The organism is Ancylomarina sp. (assembly GCF_041555295.1).
GTDB lineage: Bacteria > Bacteroidota > Bacteroidia > Bacteroidales > Marinifilaceae > Ancylomarina.
Genome location: NZ_JBFFKR010000085.1, coordinates 1 through 12,619 on the forward strand (window position 1 = coordinate 1; position 12,619 = coordinate 12,619).

At 35.1% G+C, this 12,619-nt stretch carries 8 protein-coding genes and 1 pseudogene; 7 read left to right on the plus strand and 2 right to left on the minus strand.

The window, feature by feature from the left end; all coding sequences use genetic code 11:
• The 4 genes from ABY905_RS08155 to ABY905_RS08170 all read left to right on the plus strand — a co-directional run.
• The coding region (locus ABY905_RS08155) for a glycine radical domain-containing protein (protein WP_372642398.1) at nucleotides 1-409 on the plus strand (409 nt) is incomplete at its 5' end.
• Nucleotides 410-506: 97 nt separating this feature from the next.
• The gene (gene pflA, locus ABY905_RS08160; RefSeq protein ID WP_372642400.1) at nucleotides 507-1,232 is read left to right on the plus strand and encodes a pyruvate formate-lyase-activating protein; all 726 of its coding nucleotides are present in this window, start codon (nucleotides 507-509) and stop codon (nucleotides 1,230-1,232) included.
• A gap of 33 nt (nucleotides 1,233-1,265) precedes the next feature.
• Nucleotides 1,266-2,138: a formate/nitrite transporter family protein gene (locus ABY905_RS08165; RefSeq protein WP_372642402.1), complete on the plus strand. Its 873-nt coding sequence runs from the start codon at nucleotides 1,266-1,268 to the stop codon at nucleotides 2,136-2,138.
• 281 nt (nucleotides 2,139-2,419) lie between these two features.
• On the plus strand, nucleotides 2,420-3,325 hold the full coding sequence (locus tag ABY905_RS08170; RefSeq protein WP_372642404.1) for a bifunctional enoyl-CoA hydratase/phosphate acetyltransferase: 906 nt from the start codon (nucleotides 2,420-2,422) through the stop codon (nucleotides 3,323-3,325).
• Nucleotides 3,326-3,463: 138 nt separating this feature from the next.
• Here the strand turns inward: ABY905_RS08170 and tpx are convergent, their stop codons facing one another.
• Nucleotides 3,464-3,979, minus strand: a complete 516-nt coding sequence (tpx, locus tag ABY905_RS08175) for a thiol peroxidase (RefSeq protein ID WP_372642406.1) — start codon at nucleotides 3,977-3,979, stop codon at nucleotides 3,464-3,466.
• 176 nt (nucleotides 3,980-4,155) lie between these two features.
• Nucleotides 4,156-6,654, minus strand: a complete 2,499-nt coding sequence (locus tag ABY905_RS08180; RefSeq protein WP_372642408.1) for an ATP-dependent Clp protease ATP-binding subunit — start codon at nucleotides 6,652-6,654, stop codon at nucleotides 4,156-4,158.
• A 336-nt stretch (nucleotides 6,655-6,990) separates the two neighbouring features.
• On the opposite strand from ABY905_RS08180, the gene gyrA reads away from it, so the two are divergent.
• The 3 genes and pseudogenes from gyrA to ABY905_RS08195 form a co-directional block, all read left to right on the plus strand.
• Nucleotides 6,991-9,588, plus strand: coding sequence for a DNA gyrase subunit A (gyrA, locus tag ABY905_RS08185; RefSeq protein ID WP_372642409.1), 2,598 nt, complete (start codon nucleotides 6,991-6,993; stop codon nucleotides 9,586-9,588).
• A 161-nt stretch (nucleotides 9,589-9,749) separates the two neighbouring features.
• On the plus strand, nucleotides 9,750-10,919 hold the full coding sequence (locus ABY905_RS08190) for a tetratricopeptide repeat protein (protein ID WP_372642411.1): 1,170 nt from the start codon (nucleotides 9,750-9,752) through the stop codon (nucleotides 10,917-10,919).
• Nucleotides 10,920-12,170: 1,251 nt separating this feature from the next.
• Nucleotides 12,171-12,344 (plus strand): annotated as a pseudogene (locus ABY905_RS08195) (BlaI/MecI/CopY family transcriptional regulator); the annotation flags it as partial.
• Between the last annotated feature and the right edge of the window lie 275 nt (nucleotides 12,345-12,619).

Sequence of the window (12,619 nt, forward strand, 5' to 3'; positions counted from 1 at the left end):
TCCTGATGGTAGAGCAGCTGGTGTACCTTTCGCTCCAGGTGCAAACCCAATGCACGGACGTGATTCTCATGGTGCTATCGCTTCTTTGAATTCAGTAGCTAAAATTAACTATGAAGATTCATTGGATGGTATCTCAAATACGTTCTCTATTGTTCCTAAATCGTTAGGTGCAACTCCAGAGTCACGTTCAGAGAACTTAGTAACTATGATGGATGCATATTTCATCAAAGGAGCACATCACTTGAATGTAAATGTATTGAACCGTGAGCTATTGATCGATGCAATGGAGCATCCAGAAGAGTACCCACAGTTGACTATCCGTGTATCAGGTTACGCAGTAAACTTCGTAAGATTGACTCGCGAGCAGCAGTTAGAGGTTATTTCTCGTTCTTTCTTCGAAAGAATGTAATAACATTTATACAGAAATAAGATACTTCCGGGACTCCATTGGAGTTCCGGAATCTTTTTATAAAAAGATAAGTTTTATATATCAACAAAACATACAAATGCTAAACGTTCATTCATTCGAATCACTTGGAACCTACGATGGACCAGGAATTAGGCTCGTAGTTTTTTTACAAGGCTGTGCATTTAAATGTTTATACTGTGCGAACCCGGATACCATTACTTTCAATGGTGGAACAGAAGTTTCGAACACTGAAATTATGCGTAAGGCTCGCAATCAAAGACCTTTTTTCGGTAAAAAAGGAGGAGTGACATTTTCAGGAGGAGAACCTTTATGGCAAGCTAAAGATTTATCTGTTCTTTTTCAGGAGTTAAAGGATGATGGTTTTAATACATGTATTGATACCAATGGCAATGTATTTAATGATGATGTGAAAAACCTGCTTAAAAATACAGATTTAGTGCTTTTGGATATTAAACATATCAATCCGGATTGGCATAAAACCATTACAGGTAAAACCAACGAAACGACATTGAAGTTTGCAAAATATCTAAAAGATACGAATACACCAGTTTGGTTACGTTATGTGCTAGTTCCAGGTTATTCTGATCAGGAGGATTATCTGCATGAAATGGGGCAGTATTTCAAAGACTATTCAAATATTGAGAAGTTAGAGATTCAGCCATACCATAAACTAGGGATTCATAAATATGAGCACTTGGGGATGAAATATGAACTTGAAGGAGTTCTTGAGAATTCAGCTGAACAATTGACTCGAGCTGAAGAGATTCTGAGTCAGTATTTTAATGAGGTAATTATTAATTAAATAGAGTTCAACTCTTTGTTAAACACTTAAGTAATGTCTTTTAATACATTTGAAGAAACTGTTGAGACAGTAGATCGTAAAGCATTTGTTAGACCAAAGGAACCTATTCCTTCGGTAGCTTATGTAGGATTCAATTCTCCGAAAGAGACCGTAGAAGTTGTTAATCATACAGCAGAAGCAAAAAGAGATACAGCATCGAAGAAAGTATTTGTTCTTGCAATTTTAGCTGGCGGATATATCGCTATGGGTAGTCTTTTGGCATTAGTTATCGGCGGTGCAATGCCTGGACTTGCTCAATCGAACCCTGGTTTGCAGAAATTCTTTTTTGGTGCAGTTTTCCCATTAGGGCTTATTTTGTGTGCCGTTGCTGGTGCTGAACTTTTTACAGGTAATACGGCATATTTTATCCCTTCAGTATTATCAAAACGTATGTCTTATAAAGTTCCTTTAAAAAACTGGACTATTGTTTATATTGGGAATTTTGTAGGCTCACTTATAGTTGCTTACTTTTTGGTTTATCTTACTGAAGTCATTATGCATTCTCCTTCAATGGATTCTGCAATTAATATTGCTATTGCTAAAACATCTAATCCTTTTTACAAGACTTTCTTAAAAGGAATAGCATGCAACTGGATGGTGGCTTTAGCCATGTGGTTAGCTTATGCAGCCAAAGATATAACAGGTAAGATTTTAGGTATTTGGTTTCCTGTAATGGCCTTTGTAGCCATGGGATTTGAACACTGCGTAGCCAATATGTTCTTTATTCCGGTTGCCATTTTCCATGGTGCTGATATCACCTGGATGGATTTTATCGTAAAAAACTTAATTCCTGCTACTTTAGGTAATATAGTAGGAGGAGCATTATTTGTAGGAACCGCTTATTGGTATGCTTACGACAAAAAATAAAAACAAGCTTGCATTGTTTCGAAAGCAGTAGCCTTTATGGTTGCTGCTTTTTTTTATGCCATAAGAATTAGAAAGTTTTATCCTTCATATTAGTGAATACTTACATATTATAAGGGAAAGCGGCTTATTTGCGATAAATGATAATTTTTAGATTGGTTTTTAATGCAAATCATGCATTATTTTATATTTTTGCCTTACAATAAAGGTGAGTGTCTTTAGAACAATTGTTTTTAATTTTATTCATCCAGAAACAACAAATACAAACACCAAAATAAATCAAAATGATTACACGTTTAGATCAAGTCATTGAAACTCTTAAGAACAGTGAAAAGAAGAGATTGGTAGCTGCTTATGCTAACGATTCTCATACAATTGGAGCTATAAACGATGCTGTAGAATTAGGTATAGTTGATGCAACTTTAGTAGGTGACGAAGCCGAAATTGCAAAAACATGTAAAGGGCATAATTTCGATATGTCTCGTTTTACAATTGTTCATGAGCCAAATGAGCTTAAAGCGGCACAAAAAGCTGTTGAGTTGATCAATAATGGTGAAGGTGATATGATTATGAAAGGTCTTGTAAGTACTGATAAGTACATGAAAGCCATTCTTAATAAAGAAAAAGGATTAATGCCTCCTAAGGCCGTATTAAGTCACGTAACAGTAATGGAAAACCCAAACTACCATAAGCTTTTGGTTGTAGGTGACGTTGCTGTTATCCCTCAGCCAGATTTGAACCAAAAGATTGCGATCACCAACTATGTGATTAAAGTTGCACAAGCACTAGGTATTGAAAAACCAAAGGTGGCTATGATTGCTGCTTCGGAGCAGGTTCTTCCTAAGATGGATGCTTGTGTTGATGCTGCTATTATTTCTAAAATGGCAGATCGTGGACAGATTAAAGGTGCATATGTTGATGGTCCTTTAGCTATTGATGTTGCTATTGACAAAGAGTCAGCGGATATTAAGAAATTGGATTCTATGGTTGCTGGTGATGCAGACTGTATGGTATTCCCAAATATCGAAAGTGGTAACGTATTCTATAAAGTAAACACAAAATTGGCTAAAGCTGAATTGGGAGCGATGGTAATGGGAGCGAAGGTTCCAGCGATTCTTTCTTCTCGTGGTGATAGTGTGAAGACTAAATTGTATTCTATCGCAATGGCAGCTCTTGTGGCTTCAAAATAGTACTGCAATTAAATATTTCCCTTAGGGAGATGATATATAAGACAATTGACTAGGTGAAAATCGGTCAATTGTCTTTTTTTTGTGAAAAAAAAAGGTCAACTCTTTGAGTTGACCCTATAATATTTTAAGACTAAAACTTTATACTAGAGTTTTAGCTACTTCAATTGCTGCATCAAAGTTTGGAGCATCTGTTACTTCAGGAACGTACTCAACGTATTGAATAGTGTTCTCTTTGTCGATAACAACCACACCACGAGTTAGTAAACGTAATTCTTCGATAGCAAAACCGAATTTGTAGCCAAAATCCATTTCCTTGTGATCAGAAAGAGTGATTAAGTTTTCAATACCTTCAGCACCACAAAAACGTCCTAGTGCAAATGGAAGGTCATTTGATAAGGTGATGATTTGTACATTTTCGCCTAGATTAGAAGCTTCTTTGTTGAAACGGTGAGCTTGAGCAGAACAAACGCCAGTGTCAACAGAAGGGAAAATAGAAAGAATCTTTACTTTCCCATCAAAATCGGATAAAGAAACAGGAGCTAAACCTTGATTAAGAGCCGTGAAATTCTCTGCCTTATCACCTTTTTTTACAGGATTTCCAACAAGTGTAATAGCACCACCTGCAAAAGTTACTTTAGTGTTGTCTTTGTTCATTTGATTTGTATTTTAATGTTATTAAATAGTTTAAATCGGAAATAGGGATTGTAAATTCCCTTATTAACTCAATCGAGTATCAAAGATAGTAATATTGATTATTTAAACTTAATAGGAATAGGGTTTTATTTAATGAAATGAAAGAAAAAATGCCAGCGTTGCTGGCATTTTTATTGTTATTCAACCTCCTTGTTTTGTTTTAGAATCTTAGTCGTTATTTTTTCTTTAATCTTGTCTAAACCAACTGATATTGTATCTCCCTCTGTTAGAGATGCCCGGATGATAACCTCGGCCATTTCATCTTCTAAGTATTTTTGAATAGCTCTCTTTAAAGGACGAGCACCAAATTGTACATCGTATCCTTTTTTAGCAATAAAATCTTTTGCTGCAGGTGATATTTTAACGTTAAAACCTAAATCTTCAACACGGCTATATAGACCTTTCAGTTCAATATCGATAATCTGATAAATATGTTCTTCACTAAGAGAATTAAACATGATTAAATCATCAACACGGTTTATAAACTCAGGGGCAAAGGCCTTGCGAAGTGCCTTTTGAATAATACTGGTGGAATAGTCGCTATCTCCACTGCTCTTCGATTGGAATCCAATCCCCTTACCAAAATCCTTAAGCTCGCGAGATCCAATATTGGAAGTCATAATCACAATACAGTTTTTAAAATCAACTTTTCGTCCAAGAGAGTCAGTTAATTGTCCATCATCGAGCAATTGTAGTAAGATGTTGAATACATCAGGGTGTGCCTTTTCTATCTCATCGAGTAGGAGTACGGAATAAGGCTTACGTCGCACTTTCTCAGTCAATTGTCCACCTTCTTCGTAACCCACGTAGCCTGGAGGAGCTCCAACTAAACGCGAAACAGCAAATTTCTCCATGTATTCGCTCATATCGATTCGAATAAGGGCATCTGTACTGTCGAATAGATACTCGGAAAGAACTTTGGCCAAATGAGTTTTACCAACACCAGTTGGGCCCAGGAATATAAATGAGCCGATAGGCTTATTCGGATCTTTTAAGCCTGCACGGTTTCTTTGAATGGCCTTTACAATTTTTGCTATGGCATCATCCTGACCAATAACTCTGCTCATAAGTTCAGAGTTCATTTGAAGCAGGCGGGAACCTTCAGCTTGAGCAATACGCCTAACAGGAACTCCAGTCATCATTGCAACAACCTCAGCAATATTATCTTCTGAGACCTTTTCTTTCTTCATGTTCAGATCTTTCTCCCACTTCTCTTTTTCATTTTCTAGCTCATCCATCAATTGTTTTTCCTTATCTCGGAAACTAGCAGCTAGTTCGAATTTTTGAGCTTTAACCGATTTAATTTTATTTTGACGGGTCTCTTCAATATTCGCTTCAAGTTCTTCAATAATTTTTGGAACTAGAATATTGGTAATGTGTACTCGAGAACCAGCTTCATCAAGAGCATCAATCGCTTTATCTGGCAAATGACGATCACTGATATAGCGAGTGGTCAATTTCACACAAGCATTAATGGCTTCAGGTGTATAATATACATTGTGATGATCTTCGTATTTCTCCTTAATATTATTTAGAATTGAAATGGTTTCTTCAACAGAGGTTGGCTCAACCAAAATTTTCTGGAATCGACGCTCTAAGGCACCATCTTTTTCAATGTTCTGACGATATTCATCAAGAGTCGTTGCTCCAATACACTGTATTTCGCCACGAGCTAAGGCTGGTTTAAGCATGTTAGCCGCATCCAATGAGCCTGTTGCACCTCCTGCACCTACTATGGTGTGAATTTCATCTATAAAGAGGATTATATCTGTTGTTTTAGCCAGCTCATTAAGAATCGCTTTCATTCTTTCTTCAAACTGACCACGGTACTTCGTTCCTGCTACAATAGAAGCTAAGTCGAGTGTAACGACACGCTTATCGAAAAGTACTCTAGAAACCTTTCTTTGAATAATTCTTAAAGCAAGACCTTCCACAATTGCAGATTTACCAACACCTGGTTCACCTATTAGAATCGGGTTGTTTTTCTTACGTCGACTAAGAATTTGAGCCAAACGCTCAATCTCAATTTCACGACCAACAATGGGATCGAGGGTACCTTCTTCTGCAGCTTGAGTAATATCTACACCAAAATTATCGAGAACAGGCGTGTTCGACTTCCCTGTTCCAGACTTAGGGTTATTACCGTGCATGCCACCACCAGTGCCTTCTCTTTCTTCCGATGGAAAATCAGCTTGTGCCTTTGGTGAATTTGCATTTATATTATTTTTCACAGTATTATAGTCTATGTTTTTAGCATCTAAATAGCGGGTTACCAAACATTTTTCATCCTTAAGAATAGCCAATAATAGATGGCTGGTATCAATAGTTTGATTTTTTAAAGCTTTTGCTTCAAGATATATGAGTTTTAAAACACGTTCGGCTGACATTTGCAATGGAATATCTTCCTGATCCAATCGGTCTAAACTTGTGTTTTGGAGCTTAAATTCTAAATCATGTTTAATGTCAAGCAGGCTGATTCCTAAAGAATTAAGAATACTAATGGCAACGCCTTCACCTTCACGTAGTATCCCTAAAAATAGATGTTCAGTACCTATGGCACTATTACCTAATCTTTCAGCTTCATCTTTGCTAAAAGAGAGGACATCTTTTACACGGGGTGAAAATTTTGAGTCCATATATATCTGTTTTAGTTGTGTATTTATGTTATTCGTCTTTGGTGAATTTAATAAGAATATTTTTATTCGAAGTAAACATGAGTAAAAAATATAGCGATTTTAACGCTCTTTTAGACTAAATAACGAAGATTAAAGGGGTTAACAACATCGATTTTAATATAGGCAAAATATTTATCTTAATTGGACTTTAATTCCACCTCAATTATTATCAAAATTGCACATATTTTTTTACTTTTGTCTTTCTGTGTTTTGAACTGTTAAAAGAATACTTTATTTGATCAAAACAGAGAAATTATATTTCCCATTTAAAGAATCAGAATCTAAAAGAATAAATATATGACCACGGGAGAAAGAATCATACGCATTAATATTGAAGAGGAAATGAAATCGGCTTACATCGACTACTCGATGTCAGTTATTGTTTCCCGAGCTTTACCAGATGTTAGAGATGGACTTAAGCCTGTTCACCGCCGAGTATTATTCGGAATGAATGAGTTGGGTATTGCAGCTAATAAACCTCACAAGAAATCAGCTAGAATTGTTGGTGAGGTATTGGGTAAGTATCATCCACATGGTGATAGTTCAGTTTATATGGCCATGGTTAGAATGGCTCAGCACTGGTCTTTGCGTTATCCTTTGGTCGATGGACAAGGTAACTTTGGTTCCGTTGATGGTGATAGTCCTGCGGCCATGCGTTATACAGAGGCTCGCATGAATAAAATTGCGGAAGAAATACTTGCAGATTTGGAGAAGGATACGGTTGACATGTCTCCTAACTTCGATGAAACCTTGAAAGAACCTACTGTTCTTCCAACTCGTATTCCCAATCTTCTTATAAATGGAGCTTCAGGTATTGCTGTAGGTATGGCAACTAATATGCCTCCTCATAATCTAACAGATACCATTGACGCGACCATCGCTTATATCAATAATAACGATGTTTCAATCGATGAATTGGTTGATATTATTAAAGCTCCAGATTTTCCAACTGGTGGTATTATTTATGGTTATCAAGGCGTAAAAGAATCCTACGAAACGGGTAGAGGAAGAGTCGTTGTTCGTGCCAAAACCAATATTGAGATTTCGGATACAGGTCGAGAGAAAATTATCGTATCTGAAATCCCTTATATGGTTAATAAGGCCGAAATGATTATGAAAGCGGCCGATTTGATTAACGATAAGAAAATTGAAGGTATTTCTAACGTAAATGATGAGTCTGACAGAAACGGTATGCGTATCGTATTTGACTTGAAACGTGACGCTATTGCCAATGTCGTTTTAAATAAACTGTTTAAGTACACTCAAATGCAATCGTCATTCTCTGTGAATAATATCGCATTGGTGAAAGGACGACCAAGATTGTTGAATCTAAAAGAACTGATTCATTACTTTGTTGAGCATCGTCATGATGTCGTTGTTCGTCGTACAGAATTTGAATTGAGACAGGCTGAAGCTAGAGCTCATATTCTTGAAGGTTTGATTATTGCTTCCGATAATATTGATGAAGTAATTAAGATCATTAGAGGTTCTAAGAGCCCCGATTTAGCTCGTACTGCCTTGATGGAGCGTTTTGAGCTGACTGACATTCAGGCAAAAGCAATTGTTGAAATGCGCTTGCGTCATTTAACTGGGCTTGAGCAAGATAAGTTAAGAGGAGAGTATGATGAACTCATGAAATTGATTGATCACTTGAATAGTATCCTTGCAAACCATGATTTGCGAATGGAAATCATAACCAATGAACTTCTGGAAGTGAAAGCTAAATATGGCGATGAAAGAAGAACTGAAATCGTTTATGCTTCCGAAGACTTTAATCCTGAAGATTTCTACGCAGATGAAGAAATGGTTATTACTATTTCTCATATGGGTTACATCAAACGTACACCATTGACTGAGTTTAAAACTCAAAATAGAGGTGGTGTAGGAGCGAAGGGATCTACTACAAGAGACCAAGATTTTCTTGAGCATATGATTACTGCTAGCATGCACAATAATATGTTGTTCTTTACAGAAAAAGGTAAGTGTTTCTGGTTGAAAGTATACGAAATTCCAGAAGGATCAAAACAGTCGAAGGGTAGAGCAATTCAAAATCTATTAAATATCGAACCTGATGATAAAGTGAAAGCTTATATCAATGTTTTGACACTTAAAGAAGAAGAGTATATTAATAACAATAACATCATTTTATGTACTAAGAAAGGTGTTGTTAAGAAAACATCACTTGAAGCTTATTCTCGTCCTCGTGTTAATGGTGTAAACGCTATTACTGTGCGTGAAGGTGATCAATTATTGGAGGCTAGATTAACGAATGGTAATAAGGAAATTTTAATTGCCGCTCGTTCTGGAAAGGCAATTCGATTCTCTGAAGATCAAGTTAGAGCAATGGGTAGAACTGCATCCGGAGTTCGAGGAATTACTTTGCGTGACGAGGCTGACGAGGTAGTTGGTATGATTTGTGTTGAGAATGCTGACCAGGACATCATGGTTGTTTCTGAAAACGGTTATGGAAAACGTTCCAAGGTTGACGATTACCGTATGACCAATCGAGGTGGTAAAGGTGTTAAAACCATCAATATTACTGAGAAAACTGGCGAGTTAATCGCATTGAAATCTGTATGTGATAATGATGATTTAATGATTATCAACAAATCAGGTATTACTATTCGACTAGCAGTTGCTGATTTAAGAGTAATGGGGCGTGCTACTCAAGGTGTTCGTCTAATTAATTTGAGTAAAAAAGATGATTCAATTGCTGCTGTAGCTAAGGTAAATGCTGCTGGAGTAGAAGAGTTGATAGCTGATGAGAACGCCGTAGAGGCAGTTGTTGATCAGACAGAAACTCAGCTTGAAACACCAATCGAGGATCAAGTTGAAAAGAAAGACGATGATCAGCCAAATAACAACTCAGATGGTGAGCAAACAAGTCTGTTTTAATACTTAGATTAATTATAAAGAAAATGATCTTGTTTAAATTGTCGATTTATGGATTAAATTTGTACGAGATTCTTAAACAAAACAAACTAGAAAATGAAGCTTTCTTACAGACAATAAGTGTGTAAGAAAGCTTTATAAGCAAAAACAAAAACTATTTACTGATGAAAAAATTATCATTCATTATGGTTCTTCTTTTGTGTGTTTCAATGGTAAACGCTCAAAAGAGTAAAGTTACAGGAGCTAGTAATTATCTAACTTCAGGTAAACTGGATAAAGCAAAAGAAGCAATTGATGCTGGTATTGGACACGAAAAATGTGTTACATGGCCAAAAGCATATTTAATTCAAGGAAAAGTTTATCAAGCTATTTTTGAAAGTCCACTTCCTGCTTATACAAAATTATCAGAAAATCCTTTGCAGGTTGCTTACGATGCTTATATGAAATGCATGGAGCTTGACGTTAAGGACAAATATGGTAAAGCTGTTAAAGCTCAAATGACCAATCTAATTCCTGACTATACGAATAGAGCTGTTCAATTATATAATAGCGAAGATTATAGTGGAGCATTAAATGCTTTTGAAAGAGTTTTGGAAATTGAAAACTTAGAAATGTTTAAAGAAGACAAATTAGCAGTTGATACGGCTATTATTTTTAACGCTGGTCTTGCTGCTCAGAAAGCTAACAATCTTGAAGCTGCTATTAAGTATTATAAGCAAACGATTAGCTATAACTATGGTGAAGCTAAGGCTTATGCATACCTCTCAAAGGTGTTGAAAGATAACGGGAATGATGAAGAATCATTAACTTATCTACACAAAGGATTTGAATTGTATCCAAACGATGCTTATATGTTAGTTGAGTTAATCAACTATTATCTATTAGGAGGTGAGCCAAACAAAGCTGCTGAGTATTTAGATAAAGCAATTTCTTTAGATCCAGAGAATGGTTCATATTATAGAGCAAAAGGAAATTTATATGAGAAAACAAAGGAACTTGATAAGGCTAAAGAGATGTACGAAATCGCTTTCGCTAAAGATTCTACAGATTACATTTCTCAGTACAATTTAGGTGTTATTCAGTTAAATGCTGCAGAAGAAGCTCGTAAGATTGCTAATGATATTATAGATCAGAAGAAGTATGATGCAGCTATTAAAAACTTATTAAAGTTGTACGAAGAAGCACTTCCATATTTCACTAAGGTAATTGAGATCAAGCCTGACGAGCAAAACTCAATTTCTACTCTTAAAGAACTTTACTTCAAACTTAGAAACGAAAAGCCTGAGTACATGCAGAAGTACGAAGAGTTTAAAGCAATGATGGATAACATGTAAGATGATCTAATCACAATATTTTAAAGCCTCCAAGAGTTTATCTTTTGGAGGCTTTTTTATTATATTGAAGGCTGATGATTACTTTTACATTAATAATACTTATGTTAATCTTATTTAACGTAATATGAATTATAAGACTGTCATAATTAGCTATTTGTATGGCAGTTACAACGTAGCGTCGGAGAGGGGCTATTCCAATGTAATTCACCATATATGCCATTGTTTTTTAATGATGTTAATATTAAAATATATAAGCAGTCCCCTGACACCATACTTATAGTATAGATGACTTCTACATGTGTATTAGTATAAGGGGAGCTTAACTCCAAAGATTAATTCATTAGTGACAATAGCAAGGTGTATATAAACAAAAAAAACTAGTCAGCTTTACAAGTCTTGAATAATTCATTTAAGGGGCTTACAAAGGCTAATGCATTGATTTTTTGAGGAAATAAGAGTATTGTTTGATGTATTATTTTGAAAGTTTTTTCTTAGATTATTCTAGGCCGACCGATTCCTATAAGAATAATGGACTCAACTGAAGTAATCTCTTTATACTGCGTAGATTGTGCGTTTGATTCAAAAACAAAAACTGTTGCGACTAGAGCTAGAAGTAATAATTTTCTCATATGAAATTTTAAGTCTATAGATAATGGAGAGAATTCTTCATCATGAAATTCTATAAATGATATTGAATATATGGTGGAGCTTAATGTAAATATTGAATTCTTAGAAAGGTTTAGAATTTCAATGATTACTAATTCCAGGTGAATTATATATTAAACTAAGCCTTGATGAGATTTAATTTATGCTTTTCTAAGGATAACTATTTAGAGGTTATAGTCTCAACAAGATAAACTCTTGTGGATTATTCAGCTTAATTCTATGAATGATATTAGACCAATTACTAATGCAAATAACAAATTCTCAGTATAGTTTTAAACAATCAAAGATTTCAGTTATTGGCGATTATAATAAAAATGGTGTTTTTTTGTTACTATTTAAATCTACATAAAAGTCTTATAATTCATATTATGATCAATGGGGTGTGTTTTGGTAAATCTTATGTTGAAATAGTGGTACTTAACCGATAACTAAAAACGAATTGGAGTTTTTTTCAAAAAATAATAATTATATAAGCCATTATTAAATGTTATCCTTTTATTTGAATTTGTTGACTCCCATATATTAGGGATTAATCACAAAAGGGAGTAAAATTACAAGTCTTATGGACCGTAGTACACCACAAGTCTTAAAGTGATGCAAATAATGACTGAAAAAGGCATGTTGAATCGCTACAAAGAATCTCGAACTCACATTTACTCTACATTAGTAGAAGAAAAAGCAACCAAGAATCAGCTTATGGATAAATTTGTGAGTACCCTTTTTGGTGGATCGGCCTCTACCTATACTCCTGACTATTAGCCTGCTAAGTGGCATTCCAAACAATCAATTAGAAATATTGAAATAACAACTAAGACAAACAAGAAAGCACCTTCTTTTAATGAGTATATGAAAAATAAATAGAGTTTTATCTCCTCTTAAATTAATTAAACGACCCATAAGGGTCGTTTTTTATGTCCTTAATAATTGAGTGCGAAATATAAAATGTATTAGCTTTGAGTTTTTAAAATAAATTCAATCATGACAAATAAAATCTACTACCTATCGACTTGTTCAACCTGTCAAAGAATCATGAA

Excerpts from the sequence above, each read along its gene's own strand:
- ABY905_RS08170 (WP_372642404.1), top strand. The coding sequence starts at position 2,420 with ATGATTACACGTTTAGATCAAGTCATTGAAACTCTTAAGAACAGTGAA.
- tpx (WP_372642406.1), bottom strand. The coding sequence starts at position 3,979 with ATGAACAAAGACAACACTAAAGTAACTTTTGCAGGTGGTGCTATTACA.
- ABY905_RS08165 (WP_372642402.1), top strand. The coding sequence starts at position 1,266 with ATGTCTTTTAATACATTTGAAGAAACTGTTGAGACAGTAGATCGTAAA.
- pflA (WP_372642400.1), top strand. The coding sequence starts at position 507 with ATGCTAAACGTTCATTCATTCGAATCACTTGGAACCTACGATGGACCA.
- gyrA (WP_372642409.1), top strand. The coding sequence starts at position 6,991 with ATGACCACGGGAGAAAGAATCATACGCATTAATATTGAAGAGGAAATG.
- ABY905_RS08190 (WP_372642411.1), top strand. The coding sequence starts at position 9,750 with ATGAAAAAATTATCATTCATTATGGTTCTTCTTTTGTGTGTTTCAATG.
- ABY905_RS08180 (WP_372642408.1), bottom strand. The coding sequence starts at position 6,654 with ATGGACTCAAAATTTTCACCCCGTGTAAAAGATGTCCTCTCTTTTAGC.